General features: G+C 57.2%; 19 protein-coding genes. 10 read left to right on the top strand and 9 right to left on the bottom strand.

Annotation, left to right across the window (positions count from 1 at the left end):
• The 9 genes from LAT75_RS09985 to LAT75_RS09945 all read left to right on the top strand — a co-directional run.
• On the top strand, positions 1–2,399 hold a 2,399-nt coding region (locus LAT75_RS09985), incomplete at its 5' end, for a DNA translocase FtsK (RefSeq protein WP_291482518.1).
• Positions 2,400–2,455: 56 nt separating this feature from the next.
• Positions 2,456–3,145 (top strand): hypothetical protein, encoded by a 690-nt coding sequence (locus LAT75_RS09980; protein WP_291482517.1) that lies wholly within the window; start codon positions 2,456–2,458, stop codon positions 3,143–3,145.
• Positions 3,146–3,155: 10 nt separating this feature from the next.
• Positions 3,156–4,178 (top strand): lysylphosphatidylglycerol synthase transmembrane domain-containing protein, encoded by a 1,023-nt coding sequence (locus LAT75_RS09975; RefSeq protein WP_291482516.1) that lies wholly within the window; start codon positions 3,156–3,158, stop codon positions 4,176–4,178.
• A 152-nt stretch (positions 4,179–4,330) separates the two neighbouring features.
• Complete coding sequence (locus LAT75_RS09970) at positions 4,331–6,142, top strand: hypothetical protein (RefSeq protein WP_291482515.1); 1,812 nt, start codon at positions 4,331–4,333, stop codon at positions 6,140–6,142.
• Between the two features lie 305 nt (positions 6,143–6,447).
• Positions 6,448–7,962, top strand: coding sequence for an SPOR domain-containing protein (locus LAT75_RS09965; RefSeq protein WP_291482514.1), 1,515 nt, complete (start codon positions 6,448–6,450; stop codon positions 7,960–7,962).
• A gap of 165 nt (positions 7,963–8,127) precedes the next feature.
• A complete protein-coding gene (locus LAT75_RS09960; protein ID WP_291482513.1) occupies positions 8,128–8,895 on the top strand; it encodes a MotA/TolQ/ExbB proton channel family protein in 768 nt (255 codons plus the stop codon).
• A complete protein-coding gene (locus tag LAT75_RS09955) occupies positions 8,892–9,302 on the top strand; it encodes a biopolymer transporter ExbD (protein ID WP_291482512.1) in 411 nt (136 codons plus the stop codon). Before LAT75_RS09960 ends, LAT75_RS09955 begins: the two co-directional genes overlap by 4 nt.
• 82 nt (positions 9,303–9,384) lie before the next feature.
• Complete coding sequence (locus LAT75_RS09950; protein ID WP_291482511.1) at positions 9,385–10,236, top strand: TonB family protein; 852 nt, start codon at positions 9,385–9,387, stop codon at positions 10,234–10,236.
• 114 nt (positions 10,237–10,350) lie between these two features.
• Positions 10,351–10,836 carry a TspO/MBR family protein gene (locus LAT75_RS09945; protein ID WP_291482510.1) on the top strand — a complete coding sequence of 162 codons (486 nt, stop codon included), beginning with the start codon at positions 10,351–10,353 and terminating at the stop codon, positions 10,834–10,836.
• A 176-nt stretch (positions 10,837–11,012) separates the two neighbouring features.
• On the opposite strand, the gene LAT75_RS09940 is transcribed toward LAT75_RS09945, so the two are convergent.
• The 5 genes from LAT75_RS09940 to LAT75_RS09920 form a co-directional block, all read right to left on the bottom strand.
• A complete protein-coding gene (locus LAT75_RS09940; protein ID WP_291482509.1) occupies positions 11,013–12,287 on the bottom strand; it encodes an NAD(P)/FAD-dependent oxidoreductase in 1,275 nt (424 codons plus the stop codon).
• A 281-nt stretch (positions 12,288–12,568) separates the two neighbouring features.
• Positions 12,569–14,587: a S9 family peptidase gene (locus tag LAT75_RS09935; protein ID WP_291482508.1), complete on the bottom strand. Its 2,019-nt coding sequence runs from the start codon at positions 14,585–14,587 to the stop codon at positions 12,569–12,571.
• A 604-nt stretch (positions 14,588–15,191) separates the two neighbouring features.
• Positions 15,192–15,848: a ligase-associated DNA damage response endonuclease PdeM gene (gene pdeM / locus LAT75_RS09930; RefSeq protein ID WP_291482507.1), complete on the bottom strand. Its 657-nt coding sequence runs from the start codon at positions 15,846–15,848 to the stop codon at positions 15,192–15,194.
• 173 nt (positions 15,849–16,021) lie between these two features.
• The gene (locus tag LAT75_RS09925) at positions 16,022–16,345 is read right to left on the bottom strand and encodes a nucleotidyltransferase domain-containing protein (protein WP_291482506.1); all 324 of its coding nucleotides are present in this window, start codon (positions 16,343–16,345) and stop codon (positions 16,022–16,024) included.
• An 88-nt stretch (positions 16,346–16,433) separates the two neighbouring features.
• Positions 16,434–17,879 carry a DASH family cryptochrome gene (locus LAT75_RS09920; protein ID WP_291482505.1) on the bottom strand — a complete coding sequence of 482 codons (1,446 nt, stop codon included), beginning with the start codon at positions 17,877–17,879 and terminating at the stop codon, positions 16,434–16,436.
• Positions 17,880–18,130: 251 nt separating this feature from the next.
• On the opposite strand from LAT75_RS09920, the gene LAT75_RS09915 reads away from it, so the two are divergent.
• Positions 18,131–18,484, top strand: a complete 354-nt coding sequence (locus tag LAT75_RS09915) for a DoxX family protein (RefSeq protein WP_291482504.1) — start codon at positions 18,131–18,133, stop codon at positions 18,482–18,484.
• A gap of 31 nt (positions 18,485–18,515) precedes the next feature.
• Here LAT75_RS09915 and LAT75_RS15635 read toward each other — a convergent pair whose 3' ends face one another.
• From LAT75_RS15635 to LAT75_RS09900, 4 genes are all read right to left on the bottom strand, one after another.
• Positions 18,516–18,671 carry a DUF2256 domain-containing protein gene (locus tag LAT75_RS15635; RefSeq protein WP_363320551.1) on the bottom strand — a complete coding sequence of 52 codons (156 nt, stop codon included), beginning with the start codon at positions 18,669–18,671 and terminating at the stop codon, positions 18,516–18,518.
• A 64-nt stretch (positions 18,672–18,735) separates the two neighbouring features.
• Positions 18,736–19,185 (bottom strand): PIN domain-containing protein, encoded by a 450-nt coding sequence (locus LAT75_RS09910; RefSeq protein ID WP_291482503.1) that lies wholly within the window; start codon positions 19,183–19,185, stop codon positions 18,736–18,738.
• Positions 19,186–19,190: 5 nt separating this feature from the next.
• Positions 19,191–19,451 (bottom strand): DUF6364 family protein, encoded by a 261-nt coding sequence (locus LAT75_RS09905; protein WP_291482502.1) that lies wholly within the window; start codon positions 19,449–19,451, stop codon positions 19,191–19,193.
• Between the two features lie 211 nt (positions 19,452–19,662).
• Positions 19,663–21,171, bottom strand: coding sequence for a deoxyribodipyrimidine photo-lyase (locus LAT75_RS09900; RefSeq protein WP_291482501.1), 1,509 nt, complete (start codon positions 21,169–21,171; stop codon positions 19,663–19,665).
• Positions 21,172–21,509: the final 338 nt, after the last annotated feature.

The following is a 21,509-nucleotide window of genomic DNA, read 5'->3' as shown; positions in this document are numbered from 1 at the left end:
TGGGTCCGGTCGGGGCGGTTATTTCCAACCTGCTCGTTTTTTCGCTTTTCGGCTATCCCACCATCGTGCTGCCCGGCCTGCTGCTCAAGTACGGCTGGCTCATTTTCCGGCATCAGCCGCTGGCCGCCTTCCACAAGCGCGCGCTCTACCTGTTTCTGGTGATGCTCACCGTATCCGCCGTTTTCGGCTGGTTCAACCTGCTGCTCGATACGCCCTCACACGCTTTTGCGGGCGTGCTCGGCATTGAAGTTTCCAAATTTTTGCTGGGCCTTACCGCTGTGTGGGGCTCCGGCATCATCCTGTTTACGGCCCTCATCGCCGTGCTGCTGCTCATTGCGGACGGCGACATACAGGTCACCGTCGATCGTATCCGTCAGGCGGGCATCCGGCTGAGCGAGCGTTTCCAAAGCTGGAAGGAAGACCGCGCCCTTGCCGCCGCTGAAAAGCGCGAGGCCAAACGGATGGCGGAGGAAGCTGAGGCCGCGGCCGTTAAGCCCGGAAGCACATCCCCCGAAACCCAACACGACCATGCCGAATGGCAGGATGATGAGGACGGGGAGGATGACTTTTTAAAGGGTGATGGCTTCCCAAACCGGAACGAAGCTGATGAGCATCCGCCGTTTGCTCAGGGGGAGGAGGAAGATGACGACTTCATCCCCTTCGATGAAGACGTTCGGCCGGCCGAAACGGCTGAGCAGCGCCGCCGGCGGGAAGCGGAGGAAGAGCGCCGTGAGCTTACGAGCCGGCCCCCGCGCGCCATCCTTGACAAAGCGCCGCGGACACCGCAGGCGGGCGCAGAAGGGGAGGGCGATGCGGAAGGGGACGAGGCCGAGTTTAACATCATTCGCGGAGCCGAAGAGGAGAAGGCCTCCGACCGCGAGCTGCGCAAGGCGCAGGATGCCGGCAACCGTCCGCTGATTAAGTACCGCTTCCCCGATCACACCCTGCTCGACGATGCCCCGCCCCGCGACATGCAGGTAACCGACGAGGAGGTGAATCAGAACAAGCGCATCATCACCGATAAGCTGAAACTGCACGGCATCAGCATTCTGAAAATTGAGGCCATTATCGGGCCTACGGTTACGCTGTACGAGCTGTACCCCGCCCCCGATGTGAAAATCAGCAAGATTGAGAGCTACGCCAACGACCTCAAAATGGCGATGGCAACGCACGGGCTGCGCATCATTGCGCCCATACCCGGCAAGAGTGCGGTCGGTATTGAGGTGCCAAACCGCAACCGGGAAACGGTGCACATCAAGGATCTGATCTACACCAAGAAGTTCAGCGAAACCAAGATGATTCTGCCGGTGGCCTTCGGCAAAACGATTGAAAATGAGGTGTTTATGCTCGACCTCACCAAGCTGCCGCACCTGCTCATGGCCGGGGCGACGGGCTCGGGGAAATCGGTCGGCATCAACACCATCATCACCTGTCTGCTGTTTAAGGTGCACCCCGAGAACCTCAAGTTCGTGCTCATCGACCCGAAAAAGATCGAGCTTGCGCTGTACCGCAACATTCAGAATCACTACCTCGCAACCCTGCCCGATGCCGATGAGCCCATCATCACCGATACCTCGCAGGTGCAGCAGGTGCTCAACAGCGTGTGCAAGGAAATGGACGAGCGCTACGATCTGCTCAAGATGGCAGTCGTTCGCGATATCAGGGCCTACAATCAGAAATTTGCCGACGGCGGACTCGAAGACGATCTTGGTCACCGGCACCTGCCCTACATCGTAGTGGTGATCGACGAGCTGGCCGACCTGATGATTACGGCCGGGAAGGGCATCGAAGAGCCGATTGCGCGGCTTGCGCAGCTGGCGCGGGCGGTGGGCATCCATCTTGTGGTGGCAACACAGCGGCCCTCGGTAAACGTCATTACCGGTACCATCAAAGCCAACTTCCCGTCGCGCATTGCCTACCGCGTGGCCTCGAAGGTAGATTCGCGCACCATCTTAGATACGATGGGGGCCGATCAGCTCGTTGGCAAGGGCGATATGCTCTACACCGGCGGGGCCGGCATGGTGCGGGTTCAGAACGCATTTGTGGCAACGGAGGAGGTGGAGCGCATCAACGCCTTCATTGGCGCGCAGCAGGGCTTCGGTGGCCCGTTTTACCTGCCGCGTGTGGATGAGGAGCAGGAAAACGGCGGCGGCGTGCTCGAAAAAAGTGAGCGCGACGAGCTGTTTGAAGATGCTGCCCGCGTGGTGGTGATGCATCAGCAGGGATCGGTTTCGCTCTTGCAGCGCCGCCTGAAGCTGGGCTACAACCGCGCCGGACGCCTGATTGATCAGCTGTACGCCGCCGGCGTTGTGGGGCCTTATCAGGGCAGCACGGCCCGGGAGGTGCTCATCCCCGATGAGATCACCCTGGAGCAGCACCTGCAGGACCTCGACAGCTGAACCGCCCCGATGGCGGGCTCAGGCCCGGAAACACATCACCCTACAAAAAAACTTTTATGAACATCACTGCCGCTTTTTTCTGGATGATATGGCCCCTGTTTTGGTACGGGGAAACCTACCTGCCCGCCGTGTATCCGCCGGTGCCGTCGGAAACTGTTGCGAATACCACCGCGCCGCAGCCCGAAGCGCCCGATACCCGCATGGTGCTCGACCGCCTCGGCGAGCGCATTCAGGCGGGGGAAGTGTTCACCGCCATGATGCAGCACCGCTTCCTCGACGGCTTCACGGGCGAAGAAGTGAGCAGCCGGGGCGAGGTTTGGGTCGGGGCCGACAGCTACAAAATTGTGACCGACGCGCAGCTCATCAGCGTGAGCGGGCGGGTTTCGACCGTGCTGAATATTGCACAGAATCAGCTCATCATCAGCAATTATCAGCCGGAGGAAGATGATTTCGCCCCTTCCCGCTTCCTGGGCTCCTATCAGGACCGCTTCAGCGTGAACCGGATTGATCCGCAGGGCCGCTTCACCGTGGTAACGCTGCAGGCGACCGACCCCTTCGAGCTGATCACCCTGGCGCGCATCACCCTGGAAGAAAACAGCCTGCTGCCGCATCAGATGTTTGCGGAAGACCTCAACGACAATCAGTTTTTCATCACCTTTGAAGACGGCCGGCTCCTGGCTGGTGAGGACGGCATTTTTGGCTTCGACTGGCCCGATGATGCTGAAATTATTGATTTAAGAGAGTGAAGCGCGGCGGTTGAAGAAGAACATCCTAAATATGGTGCTCAGCGTGCTGGTCGGCGGACTCTTCCTCTGGCTGGCGCTGCGCAACCTGGACGTGCAGGAAGTTTGGGCGTACATCCGGCAGATGAATTACGGCTGGATGGCGCCCTATCTTTTTGTAGCGCTGCTGAGCTTCTGGTTTCGCTCAGAGCGCTGGAAGCTGCTCATGGAGGCCGACAAGCCCGGCCTTCGCAAGGCAAATCTGTTTACCGGCGTGATGCTCGGCTATGCCGTGAACTACGCCATCCCGCGGGCCGGGGAGCTGAGCCGCACCATATTTTTGGCTAAAAAAGAAAACCTGAGCAGCTCTGCCGTGCTTGGCACCGTTGTGCTGGAGCGCATCATCGACCTGCTCGCCATGCTGCTGATGCTGGTGCTCATCATCTTTTTTGTGGTAAGCGACCGCGCAACAATGGATGCACTCTTCGGGCCACAGCTCTACCTGCTGCTCGACGAGCTGCGGAGTCCGCTGGTGTTTGCGGTGATTATTGTAACCGGCCTCATCTCCTTGTTTTTGCTGTGGAAAGCGGTTCGGTACATTCTCGAAAAACGCCGCCGCGACCTCGATGCTGGTCTGGAAAGTGCCGGGGTAAAGAAAATCATTTACACCTTCACCGACGGCATCACCTCGGTGCGGAAGCTGCGCCGCTGGCCGCTTTTTGCAGCCTACACAGCCGGTATCTGGATCTGCTACGGCCTGCTCACCTACATCCCGTTTTACGCCTTTGATATGACCGCGCAGTACGGTCTCGGGCTTCCGGAGGCTTTCAGCGTGATGGTGATTTCGACCATTGGCGTAGTGCTGCCCTCGCCCGGCGGCATCGGAACCTATCACTGGTTTGTGAGTCAAAGCCTGTACGTGCTGTTTGCCGTGCCGGCGGTTACCGGGGTCGCCTTTGCCTTCGTTACGCACATCGGCATGTTTGCCGCCGTGATGCTCATCACCCCGGCGGCCTGGTTTTTCACCCTGCTCCGCAAGGCGCCCGCAGCCGCTTGAAAAAGCTTTTTAAAACCGCCCTGCGCGCCCTAACAGGCCGAATTATTCTGTATTTTTGACCGCTGACTGTAACCGCTAACCGCTAACCGCCAACCGCTGGTCATTTTTAAATCCCCCCCTTCACACGATACCTCAGTTCTCCTCTGCCTTTTATGAAACTCTCCATCCGGCTCCTTTTACTGTTTGCTTTCACGCTCATTTTGAATGCGTCTGCTTTTGCGCAGGCGCAGGATGCCCGCGACGACCGTGCGGCGTTGCTGCCCGATATTGACGCGCAGGATATCGAGATCCGCGGAGATTTCCGGGCGCGCTTTCCGGGCATTGCGCGTCAGCCGATTTTGGGATTCAGCCCGACGCCCCGGGTGTTCCGGATCGACCCCAACCGCATGCCGTTTATGGAGAGTCCGGAGGAGGTGATGGCGTCATTTCCGCTTTCGCAGCTGGAGCCGAATCTGGGGCCGGCGCGCGAGCTCAAGGAGTACCCGCAGCAGTCGGTGCTGTACGCAACAGCGGGGCTGGGCAATTATCTGAGTCCGGAGGCAAGTGCGTTTTTCAGCCTGCCGCTCGGGGAGCGGATGCGTTTGAGCGGGAACCTGGACTGGCTGTCGTCTGAGGGGCATCTCGAAGAGGGAAGCGTGCCCGGGGCTTTCCGTCGCTTTGGCGGTGAAACCACCCTGAGCAGCCGCCTCACCACCAACGGAACCCTGCTGCTCTCGGCACGGGGCCGTTCCGACTTCTCAGACCTGCCGGACCTGACGGTTCAGCCCCGGGATATTGTGTTCAGAGACGGGCGCTCCTCTTTTGATCATTTGGGCGGAAGTGCCGGCTGGGTGTCGCAGCGCAGTGTACACGACCGTTTTGAAGCATTTGTGCACTATGATTACACCGGAATGGAAGCGGGGGCGGAATCTGGTTTCCGACCGTTCAGCAGCTATTCAGCAGAGGCCACCGAGCACCGCTTCGGGGGGCAGGCCTCGTTTTCATGGGCGGGCCGTAGCATCGGAAACGTCTTTTCAGTAGAGGCAGATTTTGACGGCGCATTTTATGAAACGGCCACCGAAGAAATGATACAGATCACCCCAACGGTAATGCGCCGCGACTGGTTCGTTGCCGGTGCGGGCGCCTACTGGCAGCGTGATCTGGACAGCGGCAACCGGCTAAAGGCTGGCCTTCGCATCTTCGCCGGGCACGATCCGGTGCAGGAAGAAACCTTCATGGTGTATCCTTTTGTGAACTGGCAGCTGCGGAGTACGGGAGCGCTGCGTTTCGAAGCAGAGTTGTCCGGCTATATGCGCAATGCGGGTTTGCAGCCGCTGCTCACTGAAAACCGCACCCTCGCTGTACCTAACGTACTGATGAACGAGCGCACCTTCTACGGAAATATTCAGGCTTCCTACGCTTTCAGCAACATGGTTTCAGCTACGGCGGGCCTCTACACCTCGTACAGCCTGCGCCCGGTGATGTTTGCCCCGAGTGAGCCCTCTGCCGGGGCAACCGGCTGGGTGCAGCCGGAAGATCTGTTCCTGATCCGCCCGTCGGTCGGGGCAGCGGTCAACATTAGTCCGCGCCTGCTCACCGTGTATGCCGATGCGCATGTGAACATCACGGAAATGGGTAAACCCGCCTTTTCGGCCTTCCCGAATACCACCGATTTTGCCGGTCTTGAAAATTACCGCATCACCGCCGGGCTGCGCTCCACGCCCTTCCGCCATGCCAACGTAAGCTTGTGGGCTGATGTGATCGGCACCCGCAAACAGCTCGTGTCTGAATTTTCTGCCGCCGACATCCGGTATGAGAATACCGGCAGCGCGTTTTTGCTGAACGCACGGGCCGAGTACCGGCTTGGCGGTCAGATTGGCTTCTACGTAAAAGCCCTGAACCTGCTCAATCAGGAGTATGAAATCTGGCAGGGCTACCCGGAGCGCCCCTTGCAGGTCTTTGGCGGAATTTCTGTGAAATTGTAGTAAGAATTTAAAGTATTCAGCTTATTTTAAAAGAGAGCCTCTAAAGAATGCACCTTGTTAAAGCCACCGTACTATTACCCGGCATCTTTCAAATCGAATTGTTTTTATCCGGAAATGAACTCATTTTCTGTTACCGTGGGTAATAGCAGCATGCCTGTTCGCACTCATCACCGGTACTTAACAACGGAGCACGCATTAAATTAAATTTTGATAATCCTGAACGTTAGTCTTTATCTTATTTAATTGTGGGGGCAGTTTAATTAAACCGGAATTATTAGGTAAAACACAGCTTAGAGACCTGATTTATGCTTAAAGAAAGAATTTATAAGGCTATTGGCGCAGAAATCCGAAACAAAGTACTAAGGGATGGTTCTGTAGCCATTGAGGGGCTGGGTTTATTTGTTCTCGACCGAATGGCAGCAAGGGAAACAGTTGGGGACGACGGGGTTGTTACCATCATGCCGCCTGTTAACTCGCTGGGTTTTGAACACAGGCCTGAAATTTCTGAAATGGTCTTTTTTGATTCTCAGGCCGATCGTATCGCCGCACATGCGCAGGCAAGCGTACCCTATACAAAAGAAGTTATTCGCGAACTGTATGCTAAAATTCATGAGGTAGCTTCCGGTGAATACCTGCATGCCGAAGGCCTCGGATATTTCCTGAATAAAACCGGTACCATCGGTTTTCTGGCCGATGATGCGCTCGCAAGGGAAGTGAATTTCGAGTTTGCAGGTCAGCTTGCCGTGCGTTTGAATGCCGGCAAGCCGACTTATTTTATACCAAAGGCGCTCTCTCTGGAAGATCGGCTACTCGGCCTGGAAAATGTAAGCGACCGCAAGCATACGGCTGAGAAGCCGCAAGCCCCCGCAGGAGCTTCTGCTGCCCAAAGCTCGGGGATACCCGAACAGATGCCGGCCGACACTGCTAAAGCAGAAAAAACAGAGGCAGCAGCCCAAAAAGCAAAAACAGCCGAACCGGCAGCCGCAAAAAAATATCAGCCGAAGGGTGAATCCCCGCTCCGGATTCCTGAGGGCATCAAGTCAAAGCCGGACAAAGCTGTGGTTATTGACGATTTTCCGCTTAATGATGAAACTGGAAAAAGGAAACCGCGCAGGCAGCTGACCCTTTTTAATAAAATTGCAGCTACCATTGCTGTGTTTATTCTGGTGGTTATCGGTTTGTACATGCTCAATATTTTGGATGTAATACAGCTTGGGGACAGCAGCCGAACGGTTCGGACTCAGCCCCTCACCGAAAGCATCAGTCCGGTACCGCGAACCTCATCGGATAATGCACTTGATATTATGATGCAGAGATCGCGGCAGGCGCTGCTGCGTGATATGCAGCAATCAGATGCGGGGCGTGAAACAGAAACACAGCCGGCAGAGGATGACGAAATAACCGGCATAGACGATGAATCTCCGGGCGCAGCGCCTCAGCAAATAATTGCAATGCCGGAACATGAGATTGGTCAGAGCCCCCAACCGGCAACTACCGCCGATTCCGTTCAGCAGCCTGCAGCAGAGGTGGAAGCCCCGCAGCCGGAATACGGGCTAAGGGGTGAAATGGAGCCCTTTGAGCAGCGCCCTTTTGGTATTGTGCTGCATTCCCTGAGTACGGAAGCCCTTGCACGGCAGGAAATGCAGGTTTTTGAAACCGCAGGCTACCGCGTAACGGTGTATCCCGCAACGCGGCCTGACGGCGGCACGACCTGGCGCGTATCCGTCGGGCAGTTCGAAACCGTTGATGATGCCATCGCAGCTGCCCTCACGCTCGATGAACCGTGGCGCTCCAATAATTTTATTTCCAGGCTCCCCTGATTCCCAACATACCTTCAGCGGGCTTCATGCGTTAGGCGGTTGACACGAAACACAGCAGCGGTTCACATAATTGACTGTAAATTGCCTTATATTTGGCGCTGCTTCATATCATGTTCAACGTTCATTCCTCATTTTCCGCTCAACGCTTCCAATTTTCAACCAACTATGATTTTTAAATCGGTCTCGATTGCTTCCGTTTTTGCTGTATCTCTTTTGCAAAATGCTGATGATGCTGATGTAAACCTGCCTGCCCAACTGACCGATGACGGGGGAATGTCGCTGCTCGAACTGCTGGTGCAGGGCGGGTACATCATGATCCCCATCCTGATTCTCTCTTTTGTTGCGATCTACGTAATAGCTGAGCGCTGGAAGTTTCTCAAAAATAGCTACATGCCTTCTAAGCCGTTTCTTGCAGCCGTGGAAGACATGCTCCGCGCCGGTGAAACCCGCGCCGCGATGAACCACTGCGAGCAGGTAAACAAGCCCCTCGGCCGCATTCTCAAGCAGGGCATCTCCCGCCTGGGCCGCCCCATCGCCGATATTGAGGAAGGCATCAAAAATGCCGGCAAGAAAGAAATCTTTATGATGGAAAAGCGCATGGACTGGCTTGCAACCATCGCCGGTGTAGCGCCGCTGATCGGTTTTTTGGGTACCGTAACCGGTATGATTCAGGCCTTTATGCAGATTCAGTCGCTTCAGGGCAACGTGAACCCGAGCGTACTCGCCGGCGGGATCTGGGAGGCGCTCATCACCACAGCCGCAGGTCTTGCGGTCGGTATTTTTGCCTACTTCTTCTACAATTATCTGCTCGGCCGCATCAACCGCATGATTTTTGAGCTGGAAATGGCCACCACCGAATTTATTGAGCTGCTTCAAAAACCGGCCAAAAAAGACAAGCCGGCCGATAAACCCCGTGATTTTGTTGTACGATGAATTTCCGATCCGAACAAGAAGCCAAAAAGCCGCTCTCGGTTTTCACGCTGTCATCACTGACGGATATCGTACTGCTGCTCCTCATTTTCTTTTTGCTCACCTCTTCGTTTGTCACCAATTTCGGTATCCGGGTGAATGTGCCCCGTGCCGAGAGCAGCGCACAGGTGCAGCAGCAGTTTGTGAACGTAGCCATCACCCCGCAGGGGGAGTTTTTTCTCGACGGTGAGCGCGTGCCGCGTGAGCAGCTTGCCCTTCGCATCCGTGCGGTGCAGCAGCAGGGCAACGTAAGCTCACTGGTAATCCGCGCCGACCGCGACGCCACCGTTGATGACGCCGTGCATGTGATGAACATCGCCCAAAGCCTCAACATGAGCGTGCTGATGGCAACTGAACGAACCTTCCGCTAAGCGAGCGGCCGCGCGGGCGGTGCAGCTTCTCACCTAAGCGCCGCCTGTTAAGACGAGTCACCCCTTTTTATTTTGACTCCACATGAAAGATTTTTTTGCAAAACTGTTTGACCGGGAAGTGACGAAAGAAGAGCGTTTTGGTCTTGGGATCAGCGTTGCGGCTCATCTGCTGCTGATTCTGATTGCCTGGCTGATTTACAACCCGGCCCCCGAGCAGGACCGTATCGCGCTGATGGAAGTTACCCTCGGTGAGTTTGCGCAGGGGGCGCCGGTTTCCCGGGCGCCCGATCCTGTTCCTGAACCGGTGCGGGAACAACCCGCCCCGCCGCCGCGTCCGCAGCCAACACCTCCGGCGGAGGTGACCCGCCCCGTTGAGTTGCCCGAGCAGACACAGCCGGTAATCAGCGAGGATGTAGTCGTTACGCCGCCTGCTACGGAAGTAGAACCAGAAATTGTGCCCCCTCCGGAGCCTGAACCGGAACCTCAGCCGGAACCTGAGCCCGAGCCGCAGCCGGAACCCGAACCCGAGCCCGAACCGGTTACGACGCCGCAGCCGGAACCGCGCCCGCGCGCCGGCTCACTCATAACCGGGCAGCCCGATCCGCGGAATCAGGATTCACAGCAGGAGGGAACTGCCCGCGATCAGGACCGCTCCGCGCCCTACATCCTCGACTGGGAAGGCGATATAAGCCGGCAGCCGCAGGTCAACCCGCTGCCGAACTACACCGTTGATGTGGAAGCCGTAATTACCGTTCGTTTTGCGGTGCGGCCCGACGGCACGGTTGCTACCGTAACCCCGCTCCGGCGTACCGACCCGCAGCTCGAAAGCGAAGTGATACGCACCGTAAGGAACTGGCGCTTCAACCGGCTTCCCTCCGGGGTACCGCAGGAAGTACAGCACGGCACCGTCACCTTCCGCTTCGTACTCGATTAATTTTGGAAACGGGAGCCCGCAACGAAACGATTTGCGGGCTCCCGTTTTTGTTTAGGTACCGCACACATCACCCGAAAGAAGAATTCGCAAAAAAATCAGAACCCGACAAACGGTATGAATTCAAAATCCAAAACGATTGCGGCTCTTGTGCTGGCCATTCTGCTGCCGCAGCTTGCCGGGCTGCTCGGGGCTTTTGCTACGGCCGACTCGGTATCGACCTGGTACGTTGATGAGCTGAACAAGCCGCCTTTCACACCGCCGGGCTTTGTGTTTCCGATTGTGTGGCCGCTGCTGTATCTGTTTATGGGCATTGCCAGCTGGCAGGTATGGAAGGAGCTGGGCGCGCATCCGCTGGCGAACAAAGCGCTGTGGCTGTACGGCATTCAGCTGGCCCTGAACACGCTGTGGTCGTTTCTCTTTTTCGGGATGAAGATGCCCGGCCTCGCATTTATCGAAATCCTTTTGCTCTGGGTTTTCATTGTCCTAACGATGCTGTATTTCTTCAAAATCAGGAGGCCGGCCGGATGGCTGTTCGTGCCCTACCTGCTGTGGGTGAGTTTCGCAAGCGTGCTGAACGGCACCATCTGGTGGATGAACTGATTCAGGGCAGGCAGGCCGAATCAAACCAAGCCAAACCAAAAAGCAGGGAGCCTGCCACCGATTTGGGGTGGCAGAAACCGGCAATGCAGACCGTGATGTGCACGGAGTTCCTCCCAAAAAATAAATAAAAATGACTGAACGGACAGGGGACCCGGAGCCGGACCCGCGGGCGAAATTCAGGGTTCAGGACTTGCCCGCCGGATCATCATTTTCACGGCCTGAAGCCCGCTTTCCAGCGCGCCGTGCACCGACTGATGGTGCCCTCTGGTATTCATGGCTTCTCCGGCGAAATACAGGCAGCCGGCATGGGGCTTCGCCGCGACGCTCCGGGCATTCGCCATGCCGCACAGGCTGTAGGAGTAGCCGCCCCTGATCCACGGGTGCGTGGTCCAGTTCTGAACGTGCGCATCCTCAAAATGCGCCGATGCCTGCCCTCCGAACATCAGGTCCAGCTCCCCGATCAGGGCTTCGGTCATGGCCTCATCGCTGCCGAGGGCCATCAGCTTCGACGCCTGCCCGCCCATGAGGTAGGCAAGCAGCACGGGCGTGGTGCCCGTTTTGCCGTACTGCTCATCGATGTAAGCCGCACAAACCTCGCCGCCGAAGGTATTTCCGGGATAAAACCGCTCGCGGAATTTCATGAAAATCTTGATGGCCGGCTCCATGCCGATTTTCGAAAATGCCAGCCGTTTGCTCCGCGGCAGCTCAGGAATGAAGCGGATGTCGTCCTGCTGTAAAATGGTGACGGGCACAGTGATAATTACTTTCCCTGCTTTGTAGCGCTCACCCGAAGCGTCTGTGAGGAGGATGTTTCTCCCGGAATAATCAATCTCCGTTACCGGCCGGTTTAAGCGGATATGGTTTCTGACCACGGGGATGAGCTGCCGCTCCATCAGGTCGAAAAAGGTTTCGGAAAACTTGTAGTCGGTGCTGCCCGATTTCCAGCTGTCAAATTCAAGCACGTTGTAGTAGGCCGAAAGCTTCGCGGGGGATGCCCCGAGGTCGCCCGCGAGGGCCGTGATGAGCCCGTCGAATTCCGGCCCGAGCCCCCGCTCACGGGCCAGCTCCTGAAAGCTGATGTCGGGCAGGTCTTCCTGCTCAAAAATTTCCGTATCCAGCGGCGGCTTTTTGGTTAGCCGGCCTCCAAACCAGTACGCTTCTTCGCTTCGGTCGGCCTTTATTTCAGCTCCCTGCTCCTTCACCCAATCCCCGGCAAGGCTCTTTTTGCCGTGCAGCCACTGCGCGCCCAGATCGATGGGGTAATCGGCGAAGCCCTCGAGTTTGGCGAGGCGGCCGCCGTAAACCGGGCTTGCTTCAAGTATGGTGTAATCTACCCCAAGCCGGTCGAGCAGCCAGCCCGCATACAGCCCGGCAGCCCCTGCACCGATGATGATTACATTTTCGCTGAAGGAAATTTTCTGAAGCTTTTTGAGGATTTTTTCAGGGTTCATGGCAATGACGAAGGCTTATGAAAGTAAACCGGAAACCCGGCTGCTCAGGCTATCCCCGCCGCTGTATTTTTTTGGGAGAAACTCCGTGCACATCACTGTTTTTCGTGCTGCTCCTGACATCCCAAATCGGCGGATAATCCCTTGCTTTTTGTTTTGCGCTTCCGGCTTACGGCCGATCCCAATCCGTAAACCGGGCTTTTTTTTGATACACAATCCGGGCTGCAAAACAGGGCAGGAGGTTGCCTGAACTTCCTGCCCTGTGGCTTGCTTTTGGATTGCTTTTAGTCTTTGAGGTAGGTTCCGAACCAATCAAGTACGCGCTCCATGAAGTCGAGTTGATGGGCACGCTCCAGCAGGCCGTGCGGCTGACGCGGATACAGCACGAGGTCGGTCGGCACATCCAGCAGGCGCAGGAAATTGAACAGCTGTATGGCCTGCTCGGGGTGCACGCGCTCATCGGCCAGGCCGGTGGCGACCAGTGTCGGGGTTCCCGCATTTTGCAGGTGCGCTACCGGCGAGCGGTCCCAATACTGACCCATGTTGTCGAAAATAGACAGATCCCAGTGTGTGTGCATCATCTCGACCGGGATATCGGTGGTGCCGGTGAAGGAAATCCAGTTGGAGAGGCCGGCAAAGGTGATGGCGGCCGCGAAGCGGTAGCTGTGGCGCGTTCCGGCCCAGGCCGAGAAGTAGCCGCCGTAGGAAGTGCCGCTCATGCCGACGCGGGCGGGGTCAATGAGGCCTTTTTCTTCGAGGAAGTCGATGCCGAGCAGCACGTCTTCGAATTCGCGCCCGCCCAGGTCCCGGTGATTGGCCATGGTGAACCAGGAGCCCCGGCCTGCGCTGCCGCGGTAGTTCGGCATGAACACGACGTAGCCGTTAGCAGCCAGCAGATGCACCGGGTACAGGGCGCGGGTGTTCCAGCCGTCGAGGTCAACGCCTTCGGGTCCGCCGTGCGGCAGCACCGCAAGCGGGTAGCGCACGCCCTCCTGATAGCCGACCGGGTACACCAGCACGCCTTCCATCCAGAGGCCGTCGGAGGCGTACCAGCGCACCGTCTCCTGACGCCCGAGGCTGCGCTCGCTCAGCCAGCTGTTGTGGTGCGTTAGCCGGGTGAAGCTGCCGTTGCGGAAGGTGCCCGTAAAGGCTTCGCCGGGATGTGTGCTTGTGTTCACCGCCGCAGCAAAGGTGCGTCCGCGCGCATCAGGGCTGATGCCGCTGAAAATTTCAGCGCCGCCGCCGGCAACACGGGTGATGCTGCCGCCGCGTGCCGCAATTTCATTCAGGGTGGTGCGGGTGCTTTCCACCGCGGTGAACCACAGGCTGCGGTTGTCTTTCCAGCCGATCCACTCGATGGTGCCGTGATAGTCGTCGGGGGTGATGTCGCGCGTGTTGCTGCCGTCGCGGTTCACCATAAAAATGCGCTGCGCCAGCGGGTCGCTGAAGACCTTGGCACCCAGGAAGGCAATCTGCCCGCCATCCGGGCTGTAGGTGATGCGGCCCAGCTTACCGGCGGTTTCCGTGAGCAGGCTGTGCTCGCCGGTTTGCAGGTTCACCCGGTGCAGCTCGCTGAACATGAGGTCGTAGTCGGCCAGCGGATTGGTGGTCTTGCGCACAATGGCTTCTCGGCCGTCGGGCGAAACGGCGAAGTCCTGCACCAGCCAGCCGTCAGGGGTGAGGGCGCGGGATTCGGCAGTATTAAGCGGCTGCGCAAACAGACGGATGGCGCGCGGCGGATCGCTCGCCACAATCATGTCGAAACCCAGCGAACGGCGCTGCCGCTGTTCTGCGGTTTCTGCGTCGCGTGAGCGGTAGATGAGGGTTGAGCCGTCAGCGGATACGGCAAACTGCATCACGCCGGTCGCAGCATCGGTGAGCTTTTGGATGTTTTCACCGGAAGCGTTCACGGCATAGACCTGTACCTGATTGCTGTGCTCGCTGAGGCGGGCGGTGAACGCAAGGCGGCCGTCGGGCAGCCAGTACGGGGCGGAGGCGCTGAGCGGGTAGGAAATCACCGGCACCGCCTCGCCCCCGGCTTCGGGGATGATGAAAAGCTCGACCGTTGAGCGGGCCTGATTGGCGTCTTCAAGCGGCGGACGGGTTACGGTGTAGGCCACATGGCGGCCGTCGGGGCTCATCACTGCTGCGGAAACGGTGCGAACGGACACGACGTCCTCCGCGGTAAGACCAGGGGCCTGTGCCTGCGCCGTTGCCTGCATCGCGGGTATGCTGCCCGCCGCGCTAAGGGCGGTGATCAGCAGAAGCATCATCAGATGCCTGAAGGATGTTGGAACAGTCATTTTTATTTGATGGGTTGGTTGCTGTTTTGAGTTGAAATCTGCGTTCCGGCAGATGGTTCGGCTTGCTGAGCCGGTAATATCTGTAAACTTCGGCAGATACCGAAAGGAATGGCCTGTTAAATGGCGTCAACAGGCTGATTACGTGTATCACTGAGGCTGTTGACACTCAGCCCCGGAGAACCGGCTTTTTTGTAAAAGCAGAATGAGACGCTGAAAACCTCAAAATATTTTATGAGAGGAGGCCGAAAGTCAGCCGGAGGATGTAAGGTTTTTGGGGGATGGAAATCTGTGAGATTTTTTTCTCATCTGATGAAATACAAGAATAAATACCGCATGGAATCCGCACGAGCGGGGTGGGTTTCTTGTTTCTTGTTTCTTGTTTCTTGTTTCTGGTTTCGTGTTTCTATGGTTCGTGGTCGGATTCGGGGGGGCGCGGGGGAACCAACCGTTTGCCGGAATCCCGCGCGATGACCGGCCCCACCACCACGATGCCGAATCCCCAATCATCCCGCCAATCAAAAAAAACGAAACGTGGTTCAATTCCCCAAACCGATTTTCGACACGGTATCACATCACCCTAAAAAAACAACCGTGCCCCAAAAAATCACACCCGCACAACCGCATCACCGGCGATGACATAGATTTCGTCATCCGGTTTGGGGCTGATGATGCCGAGGCCGGTGAAGGAGCCGAAGGCGGGCAGCATCAGCTGTTTGTGGCGGGTGCTGTGCCGGAAGCACGGCAGGCGTTCGTGCTGCCGGCCGGGACCGCTGAGGCGCACGCCGGGGTGCACGTGTCCGCAGAGGGAAGGCCGCAGATCAGCCGGGGCCGCATCTTCCGGCAGGGGGTGATGGTTGAGCAGGAGGCCGTCATCCTCAAAACCTTCGGGCTGTAGGTGCAGGCCCGCCTGCCGGTAGTCGTCGGGCAGCAGCACGTCGTGGTTCCCCTCAATCAGAAGCATGCCGATCTGCGGGTGCCCGGACCGCCATTCGGTGAACTCCTGCCACTCCTCGTTCAGAAAACTGTGGAAGAGGTCGCCGAGAAAGACAATCCGCTGCGGCTGATGTGCTCCGATGAGGCCGTTCAGGCGCGCATAGTCGGCGCGGTTGTGTCCGCCGGGAAGGGGGATGCCACCGCGCCGGAACGTGCCGGCCTTCCCGAAATGGGTGTCGGCCAGGTAAAGGGTGCGGTTATCCGGCCGGAACACGGCTTTTTCGGGCAGCAGCTGAAAGGAGATGGTGTGAAAGTTCAGATGCAGCATAACGTTTTAGTGAGCTGCGGTTGAAACACGCTGCGGAGACGAAAATCGAGAGAAAAGAATGCTGCTGTTCGGCACAAAGCAGGGCGATCAGAAATGTTCAGCATCACGAAGTAATTCAGGAACATGGTTTTGGGTGAAATCCCGGCTGATGTTTTCCGAAGCTTCTGAAGATGTCAGACAGCAGCTTTCTCGTTTTCTGAGTCATAAATCAGCACCTTTGTTTCCCTCACTTCCTGATCAAAGACAGGGTTCCTGAATTTTCTATCGGTGTATAAATCGACTTTTCTTTCGAACAGTTTTTCGAGCCGGCTCTTAAATCCAACATACTGACCGAAGGCGCCCTCAAAGCCAGACCTTTCAAAAACCACTAAAAAATCAAGATCGCTCTCAGGTTTCATCGTTTCCGTTACAACTGAGCCAAAAGCATAAAGTTTACTCACCTGAAAGGCTACACAGGCTTCAGCTAAATCCCGGTTGTTAAGTTCAGGCAGTTTCATACAGGCATAGGTTTTTGATCTTCACAGAGAATACTCAAAACGGCGGCTCAATTCAATAAAAGAAACTGACGGGATGCGGACTTCACGCTCAATCCCCCCGCTTTTCAATCTCGCGGTACGACTGCTCCAGGTTAATCATCGGGAAGGGGTAGTCGTTGCCGATTTCGATGCCGGCGCTGCGCTGCTGCGGCACGCTCATGCGGTGCGGCTCGTGGATGAATTCGTCGGGTACGCCTTGCAGCTCAGGCAGCCAGTGGCGGATGTAATCCCCGTTGGCATCATACCGCTTGCCCTGTCCCACAATATTAAAGTAGCGGTCGCGCGGGTCGTTGCCAACGCCGCTGTTGTAGGCCCAGTTGCCCCAGTTGCTGCACACATCGTAATCGATCAGCATCGACTCAAAATATTCGGCACCCCAGCGCCAGTCGATGTTCAGACTTTTGGCCAGAAAGCTCGCCACATTCTGCCGGCCTCGGTTGCTCATAAAGCCGGTCTCGTTGAGCTCGCGCATGTTGGCGTCAATCATCGGGATGCCCGTCTCGGCATTGGCCCATTTGCGGAACTCCGCCTGATCCCGGTTCCAGTCGTAGCGCTTGCCTTTTATGCCGGTGCTCCAGAACAGCTTCCGGCCGTGCTTCAGCGCGATGAAGCGGAAATAATCCCGCCAGATCAGCTCGAAAATTAGCCAGTAGGTGGAGTCGTTTTTCTTCCGCTCTTTTTCGTAGCGCTTCACCTCAAAATAAATGAAGCGGGGCGAGAGGGTTCCGTTGGCCAGCCAGGGGGAGAACTTCGAGGAGTAATCCGCACCCAGCATGCCGTTGCGGGTTTCCTTGTATTTTTTGAGGAGGTCCTGCTCCCAAAAATAGGTTTCGAGCCGCTTCAGCGCGGCGGTCTCTCCGCCCTCAAACGGAAGCACGGCGCGGTGCGAGGGCGCATCGGGCGCAAGGCCGAAGAAGTCGGCATCGGGGAAATCACCCGGCTCCGGCGCACCTTTGGGCAGCGGCGGCAGGCTTTCCGGGGTATCGAACAGCTCCCGGACGTCACTGAATTTTTCGGCCTTCTTCCGGAATGCGGTGAACACATCGGGAAGCTTCTCAATATCCATCGGCAGGTCATCCACATGGTAAAGCGTTGCGCCCCATGCCGAATCGACCTCAACGCCGAGGGCTTCGAGCGCATCATCGAGGGCATCTTCCACCTGCGTTTCTTCGAAGGTCGCCTCCTCATGGTAGCTCACGAGGCCGATTTCCAGCTTCCGGCAGAGGTCGGGAATCAGCTCCTCGGGTTTTCCTTTCAGGATGATGAGGTCCGAGCCTTTCTCCCGCAGTCTTGCGCGCAGATCTGCGAGGCTGTCGAGCAGGAAGCGGAGCCGGTACGGTCCCGTTTTCGGGAATCCGGCTTCGCGGGTGAGCCCGAACTGTCGCGGGTCAAAAATATAGACCGGAAGCAGGGTTTCAGCCTGTTCGAGGGCGATGTTAAGGGCTTCGTTGTCGTGCAGCCGCAGGTCGTTGCGGAACCAAAGCAGGGAATTCATCAGGATAAAAAGTTGTGGATAATGGTTTTCGGAATTGCTGAGCCTAACATGAATCAGCTCAAAATCATTGCCGGAACCCTGAGTTTGTGAGCCGGAAATCCGAAGGGCTGCAAAGCTGTTCAGTCAAAAAAAATGCTGAACGATTGCCCGGTTAAACAGGCTTCATCTTGTGAGATTCGCTCGGCTCAGCCGACAAAGCTGTATCGGAACAAATTCCCTTACGGATATCCATCTACCTCATCTTAAATTAGTTGCCGGCCTTTTTTTTTACCGTCCTCATTCTCAATGCCCTTTTCTTTGTGTTCTACGGCGTTCAGTCCCTCGTGTCAAAATGGATGATTGCCGAGTTCAAACGCTTCGGTCTTAACGATGCGCAGCGAAGGGCAACGGGTGTGCTTCAGTTATTGGGTGCCGGCGGACTCTTCCTCGGGATTTCCTATCCGCCGGCCGGCGCGCTTGCCGCAGCCGGTTTTTCCGTGATGATGCTCGTTGCCTTCCTCGTGCGGCTCAGCATCAAAGACAGCGTGCTGCTCAGCCTGCCCTCGCTTGTTTTCCTGCTCATAAACCTGTACCTCACCGCCGGCTTTCTTGCAGCCCTCAGGTGAGGCGCCGCCGAAGCCAGAACCAGCCTGAGGCTCACCCATCCGCACTTTTTTTGCTCCGCCGGCATTTTTCGCTGCAATACTTCACCGAGTCCCAGTTTTTCTCCCACTTTTTTCGCCAGCTGAAGGGCCGTCCGCAGCTCACGCAGGTTTTGGAAGGCAGATTAGATTTGTTTCCTTTGTACGGCACCGGGGTTTATTTTTTAGGGTGATGTGTTTCTGTTCGGGGGATGTGCCCCCAAACCGAATCCCGCTTATCGGGTAGTTGCTGCCTCCGGATAGTCGCGGGCGCTGCACACCGGGATGACCGACTGCCGGAAATCCCGCACATTCCGGGTGATGATGAAGGCCGTATCACCGGCTTCAAGCGCGGCAAAGTACTGCACGCCATCCTCAAAATCCCGAAAGTCGGACTGCACCGCCTGTAGCACGGCCCGTTCGCTCACCGGGATCACTTCCACAAATCGCAGCATGGCCCGGATGGCGTCGAGGGCAGTCGCATTGTCGCGCTGCCGGCTCACCAGGTACCAGCAGGTCGTGACAGAAAGAGCCGAAGTGCAAAGCCTGAGGCTGCCGGACCGCGCCCCGCGCATAAGCGCAAGGGCTGGCTCAAAGTGCGGGTGCCGCTCGGCAAGCAGGTCAACCAGGATGTTGGTATCCAGAAAAAGCCGCGGGACCTTTTGGGTTTCGGAGAGCGCCGCCATTGCTGCTACCGGTGTTTTTCTTCGCGCAGCAGGGCCGCAATCTCGCGCTCATCGGTACGCTCGGGCAGACCAATAACCCCGCAAAAAGGCACGAATTCATCTTCAATGGCCGGGAACGCCTCATCATCGGTCTGGTACATCGCGGTTTCTTTGGTGAGGAAATCGGCGACCATTCCCGACAGGGATGTGCCCCTTTCCCGTGCATGCGCCTTGGCGCGGCTGATGACTTCTTCCGATAAATACAGGGTGAGTTTCTTGTTTTTCATAGCGTGTACGTATCATTTTTATTGTACGTATAAGTTAAGCACGTCTCCCCGGTTTTTCAAGCATCCCAACATATTTTCCCCGATAAATAAAAATCTCCCGGTCACCACAAAAGCAAACCAGCCAACCCTTGACTGATGATAAGGTGGCCAAGGGATAGTACCAGTACCCCTTTGCACCTTTGCGGGAACCCCAAACCACAGCGCGAAACCATCAGCGCCGCACATGTACCCGCACAATGCGCTCGTTTTCCTGCTTCACCTTAGCGTCCGACTTCAGCGACCAAAGCTTCGCGGAGGCCTCCCGGTAGCTTCGCTTCAGGTCTTTGATTACCGGCCGCGGGTAGTCTTCACCCAGCCGGAAGCCCATCATCTGCTGCTCCATTTCGGAAATAGTCCACGGCTCGTGAATCAGCTTTGCGGGCACTTTATCCAGTTCGGGCACCCACTGCCGGATAAAAACGCCTTCCGGATCGTGCTCCTGCGACTGCTTCACGGGGTTGTAAATCCGGATGGTGTTGATGCCCTGCGTGCCGGCCTGCATCTGAAACTGCGTGTAATGGATACCCGGCTCGAAGTCCAGAAACTGCCGGCCCAGCCAGGGTGCCCCGGCCCGCCACGGCTGCCAGAAATGATGCGTAAGCACCGAAGCCAGCATGGCCCGCATCCTGAAATTGAGGTAGCCGGTCTGCGCCACGCAGCGCATGCAGGCATCAACCAGCGGAAAGCCGGTTTCGCCTTTCTGCCAGGCTTCGAGCAGCTGCGCGTCGGTTTCCGTGCGGATGCTGTCGAAGCCCCGGTTGGTGTTTTCAAACTCAATCCGCGGCTCGGTCTCAAATTTTTGGATGAAATGGCAGTGCCACCTAAGCCGCGACATCATGCTGTTCAGGCCTTTCTTGTTGCCGTACAGCGACTTGCCCTCCATTGCCGCCTGATACACCTGCCGCACGCTCAGGTTCCCCCAGGTGAGGTAGGGCGACAGCCGGCTGCACGATTCCCGGCTTTCCAGCGGCTTTGAAATGTCGCGGTTGTAGTTTGCCGCGCGGCTTTTAATGAAGCCAGCCAGCGTCTTTTCCGCCTCTGAAACCCCGCCCTGCTGAAACTGCACCGGTTTGTCATAAAAGCTTTCAGGCAGCGGTGCGCCCCGCAGCTTTTCACCGAGGTCAACCGGCAGCGCGACTGTTCGCAGCCGGCTCAGGTCGGGTTCATCCGCCGGGGCGCTCATCCGGGCGTACCAGGCTTTGGTCCAGCCGTCGCGGTCTTTGATGGCCCGCTGCACCCCGTTGCTCTGAAACTCCTGCCAGGCAATGCCCCGCTCCCGAAACCAGCGCCCCATCCGGATATCCCGCTGATAGGTGCGGTCCGTGCCGGTTTCCTCATAGCTCCACACCGACCTGACCGCAAAAGCCTCATGCAGCAGCCCGAAGGCATCCTCCGCATACCGGTGAAACGCGTGTATTTGGGGGTGCAGGGTGATGTGCTCAGAGCCCTGATCCGGCTTTGGGAGCTGCTTCAGCCGCAGGTTGAGGCTGGTGATGCTCTGCCGGACAAAGCGCCAGTGCCGCATATCGAAGTCCGGTGCGTGCTGCTCAATTTCGGGCTCGAACAGCCGCATAAGCAGCAGCGGAAGTCCGGAGGCTATGGCCTCTTTGAGGGGTTTGTGGTCGTTCAGGCGCAGGTCGCGCTTGAACCAAACGATGCCGATGGGGGATGCAGAATTCATGCGCCGGTTAACAGCGAAACCTGCCACGGGGTTCGGTGATCATCGGTTTGATGCGGGTTTCACGAGGGATGCGTGTTCTTCAGAAAACAAATCACCGGAAAATAAAAAAGTGGCAGCCGTCTCACAGCTGCCACTTTTGGTAAAGTAGGGGGGACCCTTCCCCCCATTGGACTCGAAAAGTAATGTCTATTCAATGGTTGGCGGTCCCGGGGGTACGGGCGGGCCGATCAGCGGCGACATCATCACGACCATGGTAGTCAGGTCGAAGTTGGTTTTCATTACAGTTGGTTTTATATAGATCTCTTTTTCGGGTTGTGTGTTCATAAATTTGTTCCTTC

Source organism: Cyclonatronum sp., assembly GCF_022565315.1.
In the GTDB taxonomy this organism is placed as follows: Bacteria; Bacteroidota; Rhodothermia; order Balneolales; family Cyclonatronaceae; genus Cyclonatronum.
Note: the sequence above shows the minus strand (reverse complement) of the source record. Positions and strands in the feature narration are given on the sequence as shown.

Bases quoted from the DNA above. Each gene is read 5' to 3' on its own strand.
- LAT75_RS09980 (WP_291482517.1), top strand. From the start codon at position 2,456: ATGAACATCACTGCCGCTTTTTTCTGGATGATATGGCCCCTGTTTTGG.
- LAT75_RS09970 (WP_291482515.1), top strand. From the start codon at position 4,331: ATGAAACTCTCCATCCGGCTCCTTTTACTGTTTGCTTTCACGCTCATT.
- LAT75_RS09965 (WP_291482514.1), top strand. From the start codon at position 6,448: ATGCTTAAAGAAAGAATTTATAAGGCTATTGGCGCAGAAATCCGAAAC.
- LAT75_RS09960 (WP_291482513.1), top strand. From the start codon at position 8,128: ATGATTTTTAAATCGGTCTCGATTGCTTCCGTTTTTGCTGTATCTCTT.
- LAT75_RS09955 (WP_291482512.1), top strand. From the start codon at position 8,892: ATGAATTTCCGATCCGAACAAGAAGCCAAAAAGCCGCTCTCGGTTTTC.
- LAT75_RS09950 (WP_291482511.1), top strand. From the start codon at position 9,385: ATGAAAGATTTTTTTGCAAAACTGTTTGACCGGGAAGTGACGAAAGAA.
- LAT75_RS09945 (WP_291482510.1), top strand. From the start codon at position 10,351: ATGAATTCAAAATCCAAAACGATTGCGGCTCTTGTGCTGGCCATTCTG.
- LAT75_RS09940 (WP_291482509.1), bottom strand. From the start codon at position 12,287: ATGAACCCTGAAAAAATCCTCAAAAAGCTTCAGAAAATTTCCTTCAGC.
- LAT75_RS09935 (WP_291482508.1), bottom strand. From the start codon at position 14,587: ATGACTGTTCCAACATCCTTCAGGCATCTGATGATGCTTCTGCTGATC.
- pdeM (WP_291482507.1), bottom strand. From the start codon at position 15,848: ATGCTGCATCTGAACTTTCACACCATCTCCTTTCAGCTGCTGCCCGAA.
- LAT75_RS09925 (WP_291482506.1), bottom strand. From the start codon at position 16,345: ATGAAACTGCCTGAACTTAACAACCGGGATTTAGCTGAAGCCTGTGTA.
- LAT75_RS09920 (WP_291482505.1), bottom strand. From the start codon at position 17,879: ATGAATTCCCTGCTTTGGTTCCGCAACGACCTGCGGCTGCACGACAAC.
- LAT75_RS09910 (WP_291482503.1), bottom strand. From the start codon at position 19,185: ATGGCGGCGCTCTCCGAAACCCAAAAGGTCCCGCGGCTTTTTCTGGAT.
- LAT75_RS09905 (WP_291482502.1), bottom strand. From the start codon at position 19,451: ATGAAAAACAAGAAACTCACCCTGTATTTATCGGAAGAAGTCATCAGC.
- LAT75_RS09900 (WP_291482501.1), bottom strand. From the start codon at position 21,171: ATGAATTCTGCATCCCCCATCGGCATCGTTTGGTTCAAGCGCGACCTG.